Raw genomic sequence first — 18851 nt, forward strand, 5'->3', positions numbered from 1 at the left:
TCGAAAAGACTCCCGCCCCCGATCCCCACCGGGGGCGGGAGTCCTTTTCGGCTCACGAACCCAACAGCACCTCGACGGTGGCCTCGGCGTTGACCGCCGCCGCCCCGAACGAGGCGACGTAGGCCGCCACGCCCTCCGGCCGCCAGGCCGCGGGCCAGCCCATCTCGACGAGCACCACGTCGTGGCCGGAAGCCGCCAGTCCCTCGACGAAGCCCTTGGACGCCGGGCGCCGGTGGGTATCGCGGGCCACGACGATGACCGGGCGGTTGTCGGCCAGCGCGGAGATCTGGGCGACGCTGGCGTTCTCGGGGGTGACGTTGCGGATCTGGGCGTGCGGCAGGTGCTTGGCCAACAACGGCGTGACGCCCCACTGCGATTCGCCGACCGCGATGTTGGCGGTGGAGTCGATCTGGACGATGAGCGGGTTGCTCAGTGCCGGAACGGTTCCCTCCACGGTGATGGCGCGTCGGGCGGCGGCAAGCCCCAGGGCGTGCGGGGCTCGGGAACCCCGGTTCTCGCGCTGCCACTCCCGCAGCACGTCGCCACGACGCACGGCGTCGGCGAGTCGCTCGTAGGGCAGCCGACCGTCGATGACGGCGGTGGCGACCGCGTCGGCGACAGCGTTGACGACCTCGGTCATGGGACCGCGTTTCTGGAGTTCGCCGCCGGTGCAGATCAGGTCGCACCCGGCCGCGATCGCGCGGACCACGGCCTCGGGCATCCCGATGGCGCCACTGGCTCCGCGCATCTCCATCGCGTCGGTGACGATGGCGCCGTCGAAGCCCAGTTCGCCGCGCAGCAGGTCGTGCATGGCCGCGCGGGACATGGTGCCGGGCGCGTCGCCGGTGAGTTCGGGGACCCGGATGTGGCCGCTCATGATGAGTTCGATGCCCGAGTCGATGACGGCGCGGAACGGCACCAGTTCACGTTCCCGCAGCTCCGACAGCGGGATGTCCACCGTCGGCACCTCGAAGTGGGAGTCGACGACGGTGGCGCCGTGACCGGGGAAGTGTTTGGCGCAGGCGATGATCCCGGCCCGGTGCAGCCCGCGCACCGCCGCGACCGCGTGCCGGGCCACGCCCTGCGGGTCGCGTCCGAACGAGCGGGTGCCGATGACGGGGTTGTCGTCCTCCACATTGACGTCCACCGACGGCGCGAAGTCGACGGTGACTCCGGCGGCGGCCAACTCGGCCCCCATGGACTGGTGAACCGCGGCGGTCAACTCCGGATCGTCTACGGCCCCAAGGGCCGCGTTACCGGGGTAGTGGCTGCCACTGGCACTGTGAAGGCGCGTAACATCGCCTCCCTCCTCATCGATTGCTATCAGGACGTCCTTATTGGCCTGTCTGAGGCTTGAGTTCAGTTCGGAGAGTTGCTGTGGGTCGGCGACATTATGGGCGAAGAGGCAGTATCCGCCTAGCCCCTCGTCCAGGAGGTCAAGGGCCCACCGTGGCGCCGTAGTCCCGCTGAAACCGGGAATCAGGGTGCGCAGTGCGAGCTGGCGAAGTTCTTGGCGGTCTGGCATGGCATAGTCTCCGAACATTACTAATAACAAAACTATCGATTAGTCTATGTGCTTAGGAAATGAGCCCGCCGGTTGACTTGCTTAGCACAAAAACATGAGGAAAGATGCATCTAGTTCGCAAGATCAACGGAAGGCTCCCACTCGATGACCCGGAGACAAACACCCGGAGTTCCCCAACTCCTGCGCGTTCTCAATGACCGCGCGGCGCTGAATCTGCTGTTCACCAACGGACCGCAGACCCGCGCTCAACTGGCCCAGGCGACCTCACTGTCGAAGGTCACGGCCTCCCAGATGGTGGAACGACTGGAGTCGCGCGGCCTGATCAAGGCCGTCGGCACTCGGCCGGGTAACCGTGGTCCCAACGCACAGGTCTACGCGGTGGTGAGCACCTACGCCTACGTGGCGGGCGTCAACGTCGGCCCCCACTCGGTCACCGTCGACATCGCCGACCTGACCGGCGAGGTCGTCGGCCGCGTCGAACTGGAGACCCGCGACGCCGACGACCCGGTGGCCGTGGTCCACCGCGCCGTCACCGCCGCCTCCGCCAACGCCAAGATCCAGCTCGAGGACGTCGACCGCGTCGTCCTGGCCACCCCCGGCATCGTCAACCCCGACTCCAACGACATCGACTTCTCCTGGGACCTCCCCGCCTGGCACCGCGGCCTGCACGAAGCCCTCGAAAAGGACCTGCGCCGACCGGTCGTCATCGAGAACGACGTCAACCTCGCCGCGGTCGCCGAACACCGCGACGGCGCGGCCCGCGGCGTCGACGACTTCGTCTACGTCTGGTTCAGCCGCGGCCTCGGCGTCGGCGTCGTCCTGGGCGGCAAACTCCACCGCGGCGCCCGGGGCGGCGCGGGCGAGATCGGCTACCTGGCCGTACCCGGCGGCTCCCTCCCGGAGGAATCGGTGACCCGCCGCGCCAAGGGCTCGTTCCAGAAACTCGTCGGCGGCGACGCCGTCCAGGAACTGGGCACCGAACACGGCTTCACACAGGACACCCCCGAGGCGATGGTCGCCGCGGCCCTGTCCGCGGGCGACGCGGGCGAGAAGTTCCTCGACGAACTCGCCGACCGCATGGCCCTGGGCGTGGCGGGCGTGTGCTCGGTCCTCGACCCGGCCCTGGTCGTCCTGGGCGGCGAGGTCGGCTACGCGGGCGGAGCGGGCCTGGCCGACCGGGTCGGAGCCGCGATCCAGGACATCGCACCACTGTCCAGCCAGGTCGTCGCCGGAACCGTCAGCTCCGGCCCCATCCTGCGTGGAGCCCTGCGCGTCGGCCTCGACGCCGTCCGGGAGGGACTCTTCTCAGAAGAGTGAAACGCTGATATTTTTCGTGTCCGCAGTGGATCAGGGGCGGTTTTGTGTGACACTGACGGCCATGCGGGCACGGGTATTGGTAGGGGCGGCGGTACTTCTCATCGTCATGGGTCTGGGCGCGTCTCCCGCGTTCGCTCACGAAGAGGGCGGACGCGGGGACGACAAGGGCGACGCGGATCGTCCGGAGGAGGCGGGACCGGAGTCGACCGCGGTCGACTACCAGGGGGCCAGCTGGTTGGCGGCGCACAAGGCCAACTACACCAACGCCAGCAGACCGAAGTCGGACCCGATCAACAAGGTCGTCATCCACACCATGCAGGGCACGGCCTCGGGGACCAAGGCGTGGTTCCGCAATCCGAAGTCGGAGGTCACGACGCACTATCTGGTCAGTTCGAGCAAGGGCTCGGTGACCCAGATGGTGCACGAGTCGGACATCGCGTGGCACGCGGGCAACTGGGACTACAACAAGACGTCCATCGGGATCGAGCACGAGGGTTACGTTCAGGACCCGAAGAAGTGGTACACGACGAACATGTACGAGTCCTCGGCGCGGCTGGTCCGGTCGATCTGCGACCGCTACAACATTCCGATGGACCGCAAGCACATCATCGCGCACTCCGAGGTGCCCGGCGCGACCCACACCGACCCGGGCAAGGGCTGGAACTGGGACCGTTACATGGACCTGGTGCGCGAGTCCAAGACGCAGTCGTTCTCGATGGACAACGACAGCGCGGGCGTGAGCGCCTCGGACGCGTGGCAGCGCGCCAAGGTGCCGAACGGACGCGACTACGCGTACGCCTCGCCGGTGGCGAAGTCCGATCCACTGTGGTACACGGTGGACCTGCCCAGCACCGGCCGGTATCGGGTCGAGGTGCGGTATCCGGCCTCGCCCGACAACAACACCCAGACGCCGTATCTCGTGGCCACGTCGTCCGGGTTCGAGAGTGTCTATGTCGACCAGACGACCGGGGGCGACACCTGGAAGTCGATCGGGAGTTTCAATCTGAAGGCCGGTGAGAAGCCGACCGTCGGGGTCAGCCGTTGGACCGGCACGCAGGGCCGCGTCGTCGCCGACGGGGTGCGGTTGGTGAAGGTCTAGCCACAGTGTCCCGCGCGGTTGCTCCGGCGGGAATCGTCACACTGGCGGCATACACTGCCGCCCATGACGACAGTGGCGTTCGTCGATGAGTCGACGGCTGGGAAGCAAAGCGACGCCTGGCATCTGGAGATCTTCGAGGAGACACTCTCGCTGCGGGAGCTGATTCGCAGGCGGGTGTTCCAGGAAGTGGCCGAGCACAACGCGAAGAACACCCCGGTGTTCAACGGGCTGGTGCAGCCCGAGGACGCCGAGGTGACCCTGAACGGCTACCGACTGCGGAAAGCACGCACCATCGACGCCGGGAAACAGTTCGACAAGGCGGTGGAAGCGTTCGATCGCAACGGTTATGTCGTGCTCGTCGACGACCGGCAGGTCGAGGAACTGGACGCCGTCATCGACATCGCGCAGGGCACCACGGTCACGTTCCTCAAGCTCGTGCCGCTGGTGGGTGGCTGATGGACGGTTACGAACGCGTCGAACGCAGCAAGGCGAACGTGCGCTTCATGGAACGCCTGGTCCACCTGGCCAGAACCGGTGCGGCCGAAGAGTTCGCCGCCACGTTGCACGAAACCGCCGCTTCGTGGCGGGGCCGGTGGCCGTGGTGCGGGCGCATGCCGTCCTTCGCTGTGCGGCAGTTCGAAGCCGCGGCCGCCGAGACAGCACGGTCCGAACTGGAGTCCCGGCTGCGCCAGGCGGTGCCGGACGCGTCGGTGTCCGGCTACACGCTCGACAACCTGGTGTCCGTGTATCCGTTGCTGCTGACCGGTTCCGAGGCGCTGGGCCACGCCCGCGAGACGCTCGCGGTCGCGGGACGCAAGTGGGTCTGCGGTGCCGACACCGATGTGGTCGCGAGCGTGTTGTTGTTGCGGAGTCAGGGCGAGCCCATTCCCGTGAGCGTGGTGGCGACGCTGCGCCGGGAGACGTCCGTCGCGCGTTACTGGCCGGAGTTCGCCGATCTGGTGAGCGAACTGGAGGGACCATTGCTCAACCCCGGCGAACCCTGGGCCGACGAGGTGCTGGGCTGCCTGGAGAACCTCGATCCCCGGTGGCGCGAACTCATCGCGCATCTCGGCAAGGCGACGAGCGCGAAACCCTCGGCGCGCTGGCTCAAGACCGCTGCGGGCTTCGTCGAGGAACTGGGCGCCGAGACCGTGGGAAACCAGGTGATGGCCTGGCTGTGCCTGGTGGGGGAGGAGCGCACGATCCCGGTGGACGACACCGAGTACGCCACCCACTTCAACGAGCAGTTCGACCCGCACAATGTCGACTATCTGCGCGGTCTGGTCTGGACGCTCGGACTGGTGTCCCCGGACCGCGACGCGATCCGGTTGCTGGCCGATCTGGTCACCGTGTGCCAGCGCAAGATCCCCGGCGTCGGGGTGCGCAGTCAACTGATCACCAACGCCGCCATCCACGCGCTGTCCATGATCGATGACCTTGAGGCGGTCGGGCAGATCGCGAGGTTGGCCACCAGCGTCAAGGTCAAGCCGACGCTCAAGGCTCTCAACAAGGCGCTCGACGCGCGGGCCGCCGCCCTGGGCATCACCCGCGACGAGGTCGAGGAGATCTCCGTCCCCACCTATGAGCTGACTCGGCAGGGGCGTCGCTTCGGCAAACTCGGCGAGACCTTGTGGGAGATCGCCGTCGATTCTGACGGGGTGAAACTGTTGTGGCGCAACGACTCCGGCAAGTCGTTGAAGTCGCCTCCGGCCGCGGTGAAACGCGAGCATCCCGAGACGGTCAAGGACCTGAAGGCCACGGTCAAGGACATCGCCAAGATGGTCTCGGCCCAGTCGGAGCGGCTGGACCGGCAGTTCCTGGCCCGGCGGGAGTGGCCGTTCACCGACTGGTGGGAGCGCTACGCCTACCACCCGTTGGTCGGCACGGTGGCGCGGCGTCTCATCTGGATGGTCGATGACGTCGCCTGTTGTTTCGCCGACGGCGACCTGCGCACGGTGGACGGTGCGGTGTTGGAGCAGCGTCACGGTACGACGGTGAGGCTGTGGCACCCGATCGGTCGCTACATCGACGAGGTGCTGGCCTGGCGCGACTTCCTGGAGCGCCACGGCATCGTCCAGCCGTTCAAGCAGGCCCATCGTGAGGTGTACCTGTTGACGGCGGCCGAGGAGAACACCCGTGTCTACTCCAACCGGTTCGCGGCCCACATCCTCAAGCAGCACCAGTACAACTCGCTGGCCAAGGCGCGCGGCTGGGACAACCAGTTGCGGCTCATGGTCGACGACACCTACGAACCCACCACGAAGCTGCTGCCCCGGTGGGGGTTGCGGGCCGAGTTCTGGGTGGAGGGCATCGGCGACGACTACGGTGCCGACACCACCGAGGCGGGGACCTATCTGCGGCTGGCCAGCGATCAGGTGCGGTTCTACCGCGAGGACGCGCCCCGCAACCACGCCCACGCCACCGGCGGCAACTACGCCCAGTACGTCCACGACCGTGACGACTTCCGGGAACCGGTGCCGCTGAACGAGATCCCGCCGCTGGTGCTCAGCGAGGTGCTGCGCGATGTGGACCTGTTCGTGGGTGTCGCCAGCGTCGGCAACGATCCGGAGTGGTCGGACGGCGGCCCCGAGGGCCGGTTCCAGGAGTACTGGCACTCCTACAGCTTCGGCGAACTGGGCGCCACCGCGGTGACCCGGCGCGATCTGCTGGAGCGGCTGGTGCCCCGGCTGGCGATCGCCGACCGGGCCGAGATCGACGGGAAGTTCCTGCGGGTGCGCGGCGACCTGCGCACGTACAAGATCCACCTGGGTTCGGGCAACATCCTGATGGAGCCGAACAACGAGTACCTGTGCATCGTCCCGAAGCAGGCCGGAACCGGGGACGGCAAGGTGTTCCTGCCCTTCGACGGCGACCGGGTGCTGTCGTTGATCCTGTCCAAAGCGCTGTTGCTGGCCAAGGACACGACGATCACCGACCGCACGATCACCTCGCAGATCCGGCGGGGCTGAGTGGCTCCTCAGTGGAAGTACTTCAGGCCCACGACTCCGGCGACCACCAGCACCAGGCACAGGATCCGGGCCACGCTGGTGGATTCGCCGAGCCAGGTCATGCCCACCACGGCGGTGCCGACCGCGCCGATGCCGACCCACACCGCGTAGCCGGTGCCGACCGGGATCTCGCGCATCGCGTAACCCAGCCCGGCCATGCTCAGCAGTAGCGCCACCGCGAACACTGTGGTGGGCCACGGTTTGGTGAAGCCGTGCGATCGGTCCAGCGCGATCGCCCACACTGTTTCCAGGATCCCCGAGATCACCAGCACGATCCAAGCCATGGCTGCCACTGTAGGGCCGATTCGTGTCCGAAGTGGCGAAAGCGACGGCGAGCGGGCGAGGTGCTCGTGGCACCTCGCCCGCTCGCCGTCGGTGGAGTCAGGCGGCGGCCAGGGTCTTCGCCTTGGCGCGCACGGTCTTGAGGGCCTCGGCCCATTCGAGGGTCTCGGTCAGCACCAGTTCCAGGGCGGCGTGCGTCTCGTCGGTGGGGGTCCACACTCCCTGGTAGAACAGGTCGGCGTGGTCGTGCTTGCCGATGACGACCTGGTCGCGGACGGCGGCGATCTTCAGTTCGGCCAGGACCAGTCGCAGTTGCTCCACGGCGCGGATGCCGCCGCCGGGGCCGTAGCCGACGAAGCCCGCGGCCTTGTTGTTCCACTCGGCGTACAGGTAGTCCAGGGCGTTCTTCAGGGCGCCGGGGAAGGAGTGGTTGTACTCGGGGACCACGAACAGGAAGCCGTCGTAGGAGTCGATCGTGGCGGCCCACTCCTTGGTGTGGGTGTGCTCGTACTGGCCCATGATCGGGGGCATGGCCTCGTCCAGGAGCGGCAGATTGAGGTCGGCCAGGTCGATGAGGTCGACGGCGGCCTCGCCGGCGGCCACGGCGGGATGGCTGGCGGCGGCCTGCACCACCCAGTCCGCGACGAGGGCGCCCCGGCGGCCGGGGCGGGTGCTTCCGGTGATCACTGCGATGCGGGTTGTCATGGTGGTCTCTCCTTCGGGAATTTCGTCTCGGAGCCGCTAAACTACAACGGCCATGGCAAAAACTACAACGCTCATGGCAAAAAGTAAAACCGCGATTGTAATTTGTGATGGAGGCAACCCATGGCGACCGAAACCGCCCCTTCGAGCCGTCCGGTCGGCGGTCGCGCGGACAAACGCGAGTCGATCATCAGGGGAGCCATGGCCGTGTTCGCCGAGGAGGGGTACACCCGGGCCAGCATCGACGCGATCGCCAAACGGGCCGGGGTGTCGACCCGCACCATCTACAACCACTTCCGGGACAAGCCGGAACTGTTCCACGTCACCATCATGACCAGCACCAACGGCGTCGGCGACGCGATCTCGGCGCTCATCGAACGCCACTTCCACAAGGTCACCGACGTGGAGGCCGACCTCAACGCCTTCGGCTTTGACCTCGTGACCTCAAAGGGGGAGTTCTCCGCCCACTTCGCGATGATGCAGCAGGTCAAGACCGAGTGGGCCCATGTGCCCGCCGAGGCGGCCCGGTTGTGGCGCGAGGCCGGGCCCCGACGGGTGAACAACGAGCTCGCCGCCAAGCTCAGTGAGCTCGACGCGAAGGGACTGCTGCGGGTGGAGAATCCACAGCAGGCGGCGAAGCACCTGCAGACACTGGTGTGGGGGAGCCTGCCGATCGATTTCGACCTGGCGGCGACCCCCGAGTCCGAGATCGCCGCCCACGTGGCCTCCGGGGTGCGGGTGTTCCTCTACGGCTACGCGGCGCCCTCGGAGTTACCGGTGGCCAGCGGGTCGGCCAGCAGCTGACGGCGCACCGTCGCCAAGGCCGCGTCCAGGCCGCCCCGCAGCACCGCGTCCCCCTCGACCGCGGTGCGTTTGACGGGGGTGCCGAAGCCGAGTTTGGCCAGCGCGGCGCCGACCGCCTCGCCGAGCCTGCCCGAACCGGCCGCGCCGATCTCCCCGGCCAGCACGATCACCGCCGGGGCCAAGATGGTCACCACCGAGGCCAGTCCGATCGCGATGCGTCGCGCCACCACGTCGAAGAACTCCGCGTCGTCCGCGGTCTCGGCCACCTCGATCGCCGACCGCGCCGAGGACACCTCGCGGCCGTGCCGTTGCGACAGCCGGACGATCGCCGGGCCCGCCGCCAGTTCCTGCAGATCCGGCGGCGCCACCGCCGAGGGCGTTCCGATGGGGAGATACCCGATCTCACCGGCGGCGCCGCTGAAGCCGTGCAGCAGTCCGCCCCCGGCCTCGTCACCCAGGTCGATGCCCAGGCCGATACCGGCCTCGCCCAGCCACAGCAGCGCGAAGCCCTCGGTGCCGCCCACGCCGTGGTGGCGTTCGGCCAGCGCCGCCAGGTTCACGTCGTTGTCGATGCGCACCGGGGTGCCCAGCGCCTCGGCCAGCCGCTGCCGCAGCCCCGGCGTCTCCAGTCCCTCGATGTCGATGTTGCGGACCCGGTCGCCGCGGCCGTCGTAGGAACCCGGCACCGCCACCCAGACACTGCGCAGTCGATCACGGTCCACTTCGGCCATCGCGCACGCGTCGGCCACCGCCGCCACCACGGCCGCCTCGGGATCGTCGCCCAGCGGGCACTTCACCGTCCGACGGAGCTCGCCGCGCAGGTCCGCCACCGCCACGTCGAGCCGGTCGGGTTCGCGCAGCGACACCGCCGCCGAGTACGCCGCGTCCGCGTCGATCGCGTACACGTCGGCGCGCGGCCCCGGTCCGCCGCTGGTGCGACCGGCCACCGTCACCAGCCCCGCCGCCCGCAGCCGCTTGATCACCTCCGAAGCCGTCGGCTTGGAGAACCCGGTCAGCTCGACCAGTTCCGGGCGGGTCAGCCGGTCGCGCAGGAACAGGCAACCCAGTGCCGTGCGCTCGTTGATGAGACGCAGCAGACGCGACGAGCCACCGTGGCCCGCCGCGTCCGCGTGGGACGCGCTCATGCGCTTCCTCTGTTCACGTAGCTCGTATCTCCTCAAACCTGTTCGTAGGCGCGCATTCCGCGCATCAGCAGATGACAGTCCCGCAGCGAACCCGTGTCGTCCTCGAGGGAACGGTAGATGCCCCACTTGGGACGGATCCGGACCCCTTCGAGACTGGTTCCCAGTCCGTCCTTGCTGACGTCGACGATCGTCTGCGAACCATCCTTGACCACCCAGCGCACCGCGCCGTCGGGGGCGTCCCCGGCCAGGATCTCCAGCTCGATGTCGATCCAGCGCTCCTTCAGCGGCGCCAGCTCGGTGCGTTCGACCAGGATGTCCTGCGGGTGGTCCTTCAGTTCCATCGTCTCGACGCCGTCGACCCGCCGCAGCGAGATCATCATGGCCGGGCCGATCTTCGGGCTGTACAGCTGCGTGATGTGCGTGAAGGTCTTGGTGGCCAGCAGGGTCTCGGGGATGAACACCTGATAGTTGAGCCGCCAGGTCGAGCCCGGCTCGATCACCAGGAAGTCGCCGCCCGCGGGCGTGCGCATCCCCTTGACCTCCTGCCGCTGCCGGTCGGTGTGGCTGTCGACGTCCTCCATGTGCATGTTGAACCGGTAGGCGTCGTCCTCCACATAGATGTGTGGCTGCCCGTCGGGATGCGAGTCGGCGCGGTCGTCCTCGACGCCCTCGAAGGCGTCCAGGCCGTCGGAGCCGGGATCGGGGGCCCAGCGCTCCTGCCACTCCGCTTTGCCCACCGTGGACGCTTCCGCCGTGGTGTAGGCCAGTCCGGCCGCCGCCACGGTCACCCCGGTGGCCGCCAGCAGACTCCGGCGCGAGATCGAGGCGCTCACTGGCCACCCGCCAGCTGGCCGTGGATCCACTCACCGGCCGGTTTCAGGTTGGACGCGTCGAAGGGGCCGTCGGGGCAGGTGCCCTGTTCGAAGACGGCGCCGGAGCGCTGGTCGTCGGAGAAGTTCCAGTTGGTCCAGCTGATCTTCTTCTGCGCCATCAGATCCAGGTACCGCTGCGACATGTCGAAGTCGTTGCCGCCGTCGCCGGTGGCCTCCTGGGTGCCGAACTCGGTGACGAACATGGGCAGTTTGTCGGAGGCCCGGTCCAGGGTGTCGAGGTACTCGTCGCCGTGACTGGCCGCGTAGAAGTGGAAGGTGTACATGATGTTCTCGCCGTCGACCGGATCGTCGACGATCTCGGACTCGTCGGCGCCCTCGGAGACGCCCAGCGAGGACCAGGCCCGGGTTCCCAGCAGCACCAGGCTGTCGGGGTCCTTCTCGCGGATCACCGGCAGCACCTGCTCGTGGTAGCCCTTGATGTCGGACCAGCTCACGCCGTTGGGCTCGTTGGCGAGTTCGTAGATCACGTTGGTCTTGTCGGCGTGCTTCTCGGCCATCTTGGCGAAGAAGTCCTTGGCGATGTCGGTGTAGCGGTTGGGGTCGCCGGGGTCGAGCATGTGCCAGTCGACGATGACGTACAGGCCGCGCTCGGTGGCCTCGTCGATGATCTTGTTCATCAGCGCCGTGAACCGCTCGGGGTCGGTCTCGTAACCGTCCTCCTCCTTGGCGATGTACATGGAGGCGCGGATGACGTCGGCGTTCCAGTCCCCGGCCAGGGCGTCCATGGACGCGTCGTTGACGCACTGCTCGTACCACTGTAGACCGTGGGTGCTCATGCCGCGCAACTGCACGGGTTCCCGGGATTCGTTGCACAGCTGGGTTCCGCAGACCTCCAGCTGTCCATTGCGGGCGACGGACGACTCGGCCGGTACCGGGGATGCCGAGTCCTGGGCGTTGACGAAGCCCGCCGGGACGGCGAGTGTCGCCGCCACCGCCGCGGCGACCCAGACGCCCTTGCGTTTCCACCATCGTTTCTCCACGACGGTCTCCTCTCGATGCGACATGGGGGAATGTCGACGTGATGGTTAGTAAGACTGACTTACCAATTGCACGATAGCGAGACCTGACGAGAGAAGTCAACGAACGCGCGACGAATTTAAGGTTCGCGATTTCGGCGCCGCCGCAACGAATGCGGCGACGCCGAAGCTTGCTGCGAAACGACGCTAGGCCGGCGCCCGCGTCACCGTCACCTCCGGCACCTCACCGGTGACCGGCTCGATCTCCACCAGCGCGTGCTGCCCGATGCAGCCCTGCGACAGCCGCGAGGACGGCTCGTCGGGGGTCAGCACGTTGACGTTGCCGTGGCGGCAGAAGCTCGCGTCGGTCGGATCCGGGTCGTACCAGGCGCCGGTGGACAGCTGCACCACGCCGGGCCGGACGTTGTCGCTGACGCGCACCCCGACCAGGCAGGAACCCCGGTCGTTGAACACCCGCGCCAGCTCGCCGTCGGCGAGGCCGCGCGCGGCGGCGTCGTCGGGGTGGATGCGCAGCGGCTCGCGACCGTCGACCTTGGACGCCTGACTGTGGGCGCCGACGTCCAGCTGGCTGTGCAGCCGGGTCTTGGGCTGGTTGGCGATCAGGTGCAGCGGGAAGTGCTGCGCCCGTGGGCCCGCCAGCCACTCCGCGGGCTCCATCCACACCGGATGCCCCGGGCACTCCTCGTAGCCGAAGCTGTCGATCTTCTCCGAGAAGATCTCGATCTTTCCGCTGGGGGTGCGCAGCGGGTTGGCCTCCGGATCGGCCCGGAACTTGGAGTACAGCACCTGTCCCGGGTCGGGAATCGGGATCTCCACGTGCTCGGACTCCCAGAACTCCTCGAAGGACGGCATCGTGGTTCCCATGCGCTGCAAGCGTTCCCGCCAGTTGTCGTACAGGTGCCGCAGCCACTCGTTCGCGGTGCGGCCCTCGGTGAACGCCTCGCCCCGGCCCAGCCGGTGCGCCAGCGCGGCGAAGATGTCGTAGTCGTCGCGGGTCTGGCCGTGCGGTTTGGTGAGCGCCTTCATCGGCATGAACACCGAGTCGCCGGAACCGGCGCCGTAGTCGTCGCGTTCGATGGTCATCGTGGACGGCATCACGAAGTCGGCGTGCCGCGCCGACGACGTCCAGAAGGGATCGTGGACGACGACGGTGTCGGGCCGCTTGAACGCCTCGTGCAGCCGGGCCAGGTCCTGGTGGTGGTGGAACGGGTTGCCGCCGCACCAGTACACGAGCTTGATGTCGGGGTAGGTGTACCGGCCGCCGTCGTACTCGAACTCGCCGCCCGGGTTGAGCAGCATGTCGGAGATCCGGGCCACCGGGATGAAGGTCTTGACCTCGTTCTTGCCCTGCGGCAGCGCGGGCGCCGAGGTCTGCGCGTACGGCTTCCCGATGTCTCCTGTGGACCCGTAGCCGTGGCCGAAGCCGCCGCCGGGCAGCCCGATCTGACCCAGCATCGCCGAGAGCACCACGCCCAGCCACAGCGGCTGTTCGCCGTACTGGGTGCGTTGCAGCGACCACGACACCATGAGCAGGGTGCGCTTGGCGGCCATGTCCCGGGCGAGCGCGCGGATGTCGTCGGCGGGGATCTCGCTGAGTTCGGCCGCCCACTCGGGAGTCTTGGCCACCCCGTCGGACTCACCGCGCACATAGGAGATGAACTTGTCGTACCCGACGGTGAACCGGTCGAGGAAACCCTTGTCCGCCAAGTCCTCCGCGTCCAGCACGTGCGCCAGCGCCAGCATGATCGCGGCGTCGCTGCCCGGCCGGGGCGCCAGCCATTCCGCGCCCGCCTCGTCGGGGGTGTCGTCGCGCAACGGCGACACCGATACCACCCGGCAGCCGCGCGCCTTGGCCGCCGCCAGCGGCCGACGCAGCTCGTGCCTGGCGATGCCGCCCGAGTTGACCTGCGCGTTCTTCGGCGAGATGCCGCCGAAGGCCACGATCAGCTCGCTGTGCTCGGCCACGACGTCCCAAGCGGTCGCGCCGCCCAGTACCTCGTACAGACTGGACACGACGTGCGGCAGCAGAACCTCGGAAACGGTGAAGGAGTAGCTGTTGACCCGGCGCACGTAGCCGCCGAGCGTGTTGAGGAACCGGTGCACCTGCGACTGCGCGTGGTGGAACCGTCCGGCGCTGCCCCAGCCGTAGGAGCCGCCGTAGACCGCCTCGCCCCCGTACTCGCCGTAGACACGGCGCAGTTCACCGGCCAGCAGGTCCAGCGCGGTGTTCCAGTCGACGGGGACGAACTCGTCCTCGCCCCGGCCCGGCGCCCCCGGCCCGTTCTCCAGCCAGCCCTTGCGGACGTACGGCTGGCTGATCCGGGCCGGATGATGTTGCGCGGAGGCGACATTGTGGATGATGCCACTGGGCTCGGCGTCACCGTGCCACGGCTTCACCGAGGTGAGGCGCTCACCGTCGGTCTCGGCCTCGAAGGCACCCCAGTGCGTCAGGTGTGTTCTCACAGCGGACTCCTTACGACAGACAACGCGGCAACGGTACCGCGCTTCAGGCGCGAGTCGCCTTGACCGAGAACATCAGTGGCGCACGCCCCGTGCCCTCGTAGACGAAGGTGCCGTCGTCGCGACGGCGCAGCCCCGCGAACTGCTGGAACAGCGTGAAATCGTGCTCGCGCAGCCACTCGATCCGCAGCCCGGCCGCCGCCAGCGCGGTGATGATGTCGCCCAGCGTGTGATGGAACTCGACCGTCGTGCCGTTGGCGAGGTTCTCGCCCCCGTCGGTATAGGTGGGTGTCTCGTCGTACACCGACGGCTCGGTGTCGAAGTAGTCCTTGTCGACGTGGGTTCCGGTCTTGCCGTCCAGCGCGTCCACCACCGGATGGAACTCGGTCAGGTACAGGAAACCGCCCGGAACCAGCAGCCGCGCCACCGTCTCGGCCCACCGGGTCAGGTCGGGCAGCCAACACAGCGCTCCGATCCCGGTGTAGACGATGTCGAAGGTTCGCCCGCCAAGCGCCTCGGCGGCGTCGTAGACGTCGGCGGTGACGAAGCTGGCGTCGATGCCCAGTTCCGCGGCCAGTTCACGGGCGGCCTCGATCGCGAGCGCCGAGAAGTCGACCCCGGCGACCGTGGCGCCGTACTTCGCCCACGACAGGGTGTCGCGCCCGAAGTGGCACTGCAGGTGCACCAGCGACTTGCCGTCGACGTCGCCCATCTCGGCGCGTTCGTAGTCGTTGAGACTGTCGCGCCGTTGCCTGAACCCGTCCAGGTCGTAGAAGTCGCTGGCGAGGTGGATCGGTACCCGCTCGTCCCAGTTGGCGGCGTTGACGACCCGGTAGTCCGGCGTGGTGTCCATGCGGCCGAGGCTATGCGAAGCCGCTGTCGGCCGGAAGCGAATTTAACTCCGACGGGCTCAGCCGGTGTAGGCCGCCAAGCCCTTGTCCCCGGCGGTTCCGGCGACCCACGTCCGGGTCGAGCCGGGCGCGGACGCCACCGCCGTCAATCCGCCGCCCTCGCTGGTCGGCGCGGTCTCCTCGGTCACGGCGTCGCCGTCGTAGTGCAGCAGTACCGGCTTGTCGTCGAAGGACCGCCCGGCCAGGTACACGCCGCCGTCGCCGTCGGAACCGATGGCGCCGATGAACGCGTCCATGTCCGGGGTCTTGACCTCGGTCCAGGTCTCGCCGTCGCGGCACAGCAGGTACGGGCTGGGCTTCAGGTTCTCGTTCAGGGTGTAGCCCGAGGCGCACAGCTCGCCGGTCCGGTTGAGGTACGAGTCGGTGAGCGTCACCGACTCGGTGTCGTCCGGGGTCTTCTCGGTCGTCCACTCGTGACCGTTCCAGTGCAGGATCCACGCCTTCTTGTCCCAGGTGGTGCCGTAGACCCTGACGTTGTCCTCGGCGACGAAGTCGATGGAGAACACGCACGAGTTGTCAGCGCCGTCGGGGACCGGCAGTTCCATGACCGTCCACTTGTCACCGTCCCACTGCTGCGCGAACGCGGTGGATCCGCTGTCACCGTCGCCGCAGCCGCCCGCCCAGGCCTCGCCGGAGGCGATCATGTCGACGGTGTACAGCCCGGGGACCTGTCCGTCGGGCAGCTCCGGTTTCGGGCTCTCCATGTCCTGCCAGGCCCTGCCGTCCCAGTGCGCCGCGACGCTGCCGTCCGCGCCCCGGCCGACCGCCCACACGTCCGCGTTGGCGGCGGCCGAGACGTCCAGCAGGTCCCAGCCCTCGGGCGTCTTGGTGTGCGTCCATGCCGAACCGTCCCAGTGGGCGGCGACGGTTCCGGTGCCGCTGTTGGTCGCGGCGGTGCCGACCGCCCAGGCGTCCTCATCGGTCAGGACGTCCATGGCGTCGAAGGAGTACCCGGTGCCGATGTCCGGCGACTCGGTCACGGTCCACTCGACGGCGGCGAACGCCGTCGAGGCGGTCAGCGCCGAGACGGCACCGGCCGCGACGGCGCTCAACAGGACGTGACGTTTGCGGATCGTGAACATGGGGCCTCGCCTTCGCGTCTGGGGCTGTGACCGCCGCACTGGTCACAGCCCCAGAAGCTATTCGGTATTCAGTCACATATCAACACGCTGGGACGTGAATACATACGAAATATGGGATTAACATGGGAATTACGGGCTGTGGAACGAAACCTCGGGGAATTCCTGGCTCGGACCGTCCAAAATCGGGTCGTCCTCGTCGCGCAGCTGTGTGTCGACGAACGCCGACACGTACTCCCGCGCGATCTCGGTGCAGCGCTCACCGTCCAGCTCCTGTTGCGGCACACCGATCTTGGGCCCCAGGTATCCGACGTCGGTCATCGAACTGTGGCCGGTCTGTTTGACCGACAGCCAGCGTTTCCAGCCGGTCAGTTTGCCCCACCTGTCGGTCCAGCTCTTGTCGGCGCCGGGCTGGCCGTGCTTCTGCGCGCCCACCATCATGAACGGCCGGTTGAGCTTCCTGCCCTTCTCGGGGTGGAAGGTACCGTCCAGATTGAACCCGGCGTCGAAGCGCCGGTCGCCGACCATCGCCGTGTGGGCGCTGGCGCCGCCCATGGAGTGGCCGCCGACCGCGACCGCGTCGGTGTCGATCAGTTTCGATCCCTTCCACGGGGATTTCTTCCCGGTCAAGGTGTCCAGGACGAACGACAGGTCCTTCGCCCGGTTGTCGGCGACCTTCTCGCCGTCGTTGCCGCCGCTACAGGCCAGGCACGGGGTGGTGGTGCCGTCGAGCAAGGTGGTGGGTGCCTCGTAGTTGTGGCCGACGAGCGCGACGATGGTGCCGTGGCTGGCCAGCTCCTCGGCCAGGCCGGTGAGGGTGGCGCGGGGGAACCCGAATCCGGGCGACAGCATGACCAGCGGCCGGTCGTCGTCCTTTGTGTCGGGTTTGGCGTCGACCAGGGCGTGGGTGCGGACCTTGGCCAGCGCGTCGGGCGGTGCGTCGGGAGCCGGTTTCTCCAGGAACTGTTTCGACTCCTCGTAGGTCAGGTACGGCGCCGTTTCGCCGTCACCGCCGGGTTTGGCCGGGTAGTACAGCGACACCATGAGCCGCCGCTTCTCCTCCGGGGCCCAGATGTCGTCCCGTGTGGAGTCCTCCAGCTGCACCATCGTGGTCCCGACGGCGTGATCCCCGGTGGGTTCGATCAGCGCCAGCCCCTCGGCGTCGTTCTCCTGGGCGTGCCCGGTGACCGCGACGGCGGCCCCGGACACCGCCACCGCGGTCACGGCGGCGGCGAGCAACCACTTGCGTCTCATATGGATTCTCTCGTGTGAGTGCGAACGCCGGACGTCCTCCGGCGAATGGACACTCCACATCCTGTGCGGCGGCCGAAGCCGCGACAATGAACTTTGGTGGCCCCTGACCCCTACTTTTGTCAGGGCCGCGCCCCTGACAGCTTCGGGCCCGAACTGGACGTCGTCGTCTATGGTGGCCGGATGCCGACTCCGGACTTCATCCTCGAACTGCGCGAGAAGATCGGTCACGATCTACTGTGGCTACCCAGCGTCACCGCGGTGGTGCTCGACGACGCCGGACGGGTGCTGCTGGTGCGCCGCGCCGACAATCACAACTGGACCCTGGTGACCGGGTGCCTGGAGCCGGGCGAGCAGCCCGCCGTCGGCGCGGTGCGCGAGGTACTGGAGGAGACCGGCGTCGAGGCCGTCGCCGAACGGCTCATCGGAGTCCAGGCCACCCCGGAAGCCGTGTGCGCCAACGGGGACAAGGTGCAGTGGCTTGACGTCGCCTTCGTGTGCCGGGCGGTCGGCGGCGATGCCCGCGTCAACGACGACGAGTCGATCGACGTCGGCTGGTTCGCCCCCGACTTGCTGCCGCAGCCACTGGGCCCCCGACAGACTCGGCAACTGGCCGAAGCCCTCGGTGACGAACAGCGGGCCTATTTCCTCGACGAGGTCAGGCGGCCTTGATCGCGACCGGCAGCTGGAACCGCGCGAAGAACCGTTCCACCGCGCCCCGGTCGCCGTAGATCGTCATCTTTCCATCGTCAATGGCCGAATCCACCGGGCTCTTGCCCAGTGCCACGTGTTTGAGGGTTTCGGCGTCGGTCTCGACGGTGGCGTCGGCCTCGTCGAACTCGCCGCGTTCGATCTCGAAGCTCCCGGATTCGATGAGGGCCCGGAAGTGGTCGTGCCCGAACCACAGCTGGATCGCGGCGGTGGTCGCCTTGTCGGGCACGAACATGGTGCGCAGCGCGATGATCAGCGAGTCGGTCCCGATCTCGGTGGTGAACGGCATCGTGGGGGAGCGCACGCCCCAGCGGCCCAGGGCCGACAGGATCGGCTCCAACTCGGCGCCCCACTCGGTCAGTTCGTAGACCTGCGAGGCGGCCGGGGGCGGCAGCTTGCGCTTGCGCACCACGCCGCTGTGTTCGAGCTCACGCAGCCGTTGTGACAACACGTTCGGACTGGCCTTGGGAAGGCCGGTGCGAAGGTCGGTGAATCGCTTGGGGCCCAGGACGAGTTCGCGAACGACCAGCAGGGCCCAGCGCTCGCCGACGATGTCGAGCGCGTGCGCGGCGGCACAACCGTCTTGGTAACTGCGCATGGTGGCCATGTTCGAAGACCTTCCGTCGGGGGATTTTGTCGTACCCGGGCCGCATCCTTGTCGGCATAGTAAAGATTAGTTTTTAGGAC

17 protein-coding genes are annotated in these 18851 nt (G+C 68.0%); 6 read left to right on the forward strand and 11 right to left on the reverse strand.

Features of this window, described 5'->3' with window-relative positions; genetic code table 11:
• Positions 1-52: 52 nt before the first annotated feature.
• The gene (locus SNAS_RS09535; protein WP_341871787.1) at positions 53-1543 is read right to left on the reverse strand and encodes a glycoside hydrolase family 3 N-terminal domain-containing protein; all 1491 of its coding nucleotides are present in this window, start codon (positions 1541-1543) and stop codon (positions 53-55) included.
• 126 nt (positions 1544-1669) lie between these two features.
• On the opposite strand from SNAS_RS09535, the gene SNAS_RS09540 reads away from it, so the two are divergent.
• The 4 genes from SNAS_RS09540 to SNAS_RS09555 all read left to right on the forward strand — a co-directional run bounded on the left by SNAS_RS09540 (position 1670) and on the right by SNAS_RS09555 (position 6910).
• Entirely contained in the window at positions 1670-2842 is a 1173-nt protein-coding gene (locus SNAS_RS09540; protein WP_013017199.1) for an ROK family transcriptional regulator, read from the forward strand.
• Positions 2843-2903: 61 nt separating this feature from the next.
• Positions 2904-3941 (forward strand): N-acetylmuramoyl-L-alanine amidase, encoded by a 1038-nt coding sequence (locus SNAS_RS09545; RefSeq protein ID WP_144300446.1) that lies wholly within the window; start codon positions 2904-2906, stop codon positions 3939-3941.
• Between the two features lie 63 nt (positions 3942-4004).
• A complete protein-coding gene (locus SNAS_RS09550) occupies positions 4005-4397 on the forward strand; it encodes a hypothetical protein (RefSeq protein WP_013017201.1) in 393 nt (130 codons plus the stop codon).
• Positions 4397-6910: a DUF4132 domain-containing protein gene (locus SNAS_RS09555; protein ID WP_013017202.1), complete on the forward strand. Its 2514-nt coding sequence runs from the start codon at positions 4397-4399 to the stop codon at positions 6908-6910. Before SNAS_RS09550 ends, SNAS_RS09555 begins: the two co-directional genes overlap by 1 nt.
• 8 nt (positions 6911-6918) lie before the next feature.
• Here the strand turns inward: SNAS_RS09555 and SNAS_RS09560 are convergent, their stop codons facing one another.
• On the reverse strand, positions 6919-7233 hold the full coding sequence (locus SNAS_RS09560) for a DMT family transporter (protein WP_013017203.1): 315 nt from the start codon (positions 7231-7233) through the stop codon (positions 6919-6921).
• 97 nt (positions 7234-7330) lie between these two features.
• Entirely contained in the window at positions 7331-7936 is a 606-nt protein-coding gene (locus tag SNAS_RS09565) for an NADPH-dependent FMN reductase (protein WP_013017204.1), read from the reverse strand.
• A 120-nt stretch (positions 7937-8056) separates the two neighbouring features.
• Between SNAS_RS09565 and SNAS_RS09570 the strand changes: the two genes are divergently transcribed.
• Positions 8057-8737 carry a TetR/AcrR family transcriptional regulator gene (locus tag SNAS_RS09570; protein ID WP_013017205.1) on the forward strand — a complete coding sequence of 227 codons (681 nt, stop codon included), beginning with the start codon at positions 8057-8059 and terminating at the stop codon, positions 8735-8737.
• On the opposite strand, the gene SNAS_RS09575 is transcribed toward SNAS_RS09570, so the two are convergent.
• The 7 genes from SNAS_RS09575 to SNAS_RS09610 form a co-directional block, all read right to left on the reverse strand.
• The gene (locus SNAS_RS09575; protein ID WP_013017206.1) at positions 8686-9882 is read right to left on the reverse strand and encodes an ROK family transcriptional regulator; all 1197 of its coding nucleotides are present in this window, start codon (positions 9880-9882) and stop codon (positions 8686-8688) included. The two genes, SNAS_RS09570 and SNAS_RS09575, sit on opposite strands and share 52 nt — an antisense overlap.
• A gap of 32 nt (positions 9883-9914) precedes the next feature.
• Complete coding sequence (locus SNAS_RS09580) at positions 9915-10715, reverse strand: hypothetical protein (RefSeq protein WP_013017207.1); 801 nt, start codon at positions 10713-10715, stop codon at positions 9915-9917.
• The gene (locus SNAS_RS09585) at positions 10712-11779 is read right to left on the reverse strand and encodes a glycoside hydrolase family 5 protein (RefSeq protein ID WP_083787067.1); all 1068 of its coding nucleotides are present in this window, start codon (positions 11777-11779) and stop codon (positions 10712-10714) included. Before SNAS_RS09585 ends, SNAS_RS09580 begins: the two co-directional genes overlap by 4 nt.
• A 159-nt stretch (positions 11780-11938) precedes the next feature.
• Positions 11939-14215 carry a molybdopterin-dependent oxidoreductase gene (locus SNAS_RS09590; protein WP_013017209.1) on the reverse strand — a complete coding sequence of 759 codons (2277 nt, stop codon included), beginning with the start codon at positions 14213-14215 and terminating at the stop codon, positions 11939-11941.
• A 43-nt stretch (positions 14216-14258) separates the two neighbouring features.
• Positions 14259-15065 (reverse strand): class I SAM-dependent methyltransferase, encoded by an 807-nt coding sequence (locus tag SNAS_RS09595; RefSeq protein ID WP_013017210.1) that lies wholly within the window; start codon positions 15063-15065, stop codon positions 14259-14261.
• A gap of 57 nt (positions 15066-15122) precedes the next feature.
• Entirely contained in the window at positions 15123-16205 is a 1083-nt protein-coding gene (locus SNAS_RS09600) for a hypothetical protein (RefSeq protein ID WP_013017211.1), read from the reverse strand.
• Positions 16206-16334: 129 nt separating this feature from the next.
• A complete protein-coding gene (locus SNAS_RS09610; protein ID WP_013017212.1) occupies positions 16335-17456 on the reverse strand; it encodes an alpha/beta hydrolase family protein in 1122 nt (373 codons plus the stop codon).
• A gap of 180 nt (positions 17457-17636) precedes the next feature.
• Here SNAS_RS09610 and SNAS_RS09615 point away from each other — a divergent pair, with 180 nt between their 5' ends.
• Entirely contained in the window at positions 17637-18125 is a 489-nt protein-coding gene (locus tag SNAS_RS09615) for an NUDIX hydrolase (RefSeq protein ID WP_013017213.1), read from the forward strand.
• Here the strand turns inward: SNAS_RS09615 and SNAS_RS09620 are convergent.
• The gene (locus SNAS_RS09620) at positions 18112-18771 is read right to left on the reverse strand and encodes a winged helix-turn-helix transcriptional regulator (protein WP_013017214.1); all 660 of its coding nucleotides are present in this window, start codon (positions 18769-18771) and stop codon (positions 18112-18114) included. The two genes, SNAS_RS09615 and SNAS_RS09620, sit on opposite strands and share 14 nt — an antisense overlap.
• Positions 18772-18851: the final 80 nt, after the last annotated feature.

The organism is Stackebrandtia nassauensis DSM 44728, assembly GCF_000024545.1.
GTDB lineage: Bacteria > Actinomycetota > Actinomycetes > Mycobacteriales > Micromonosporaceae > Stackebrandtia > Stackebrandtia nassauensis.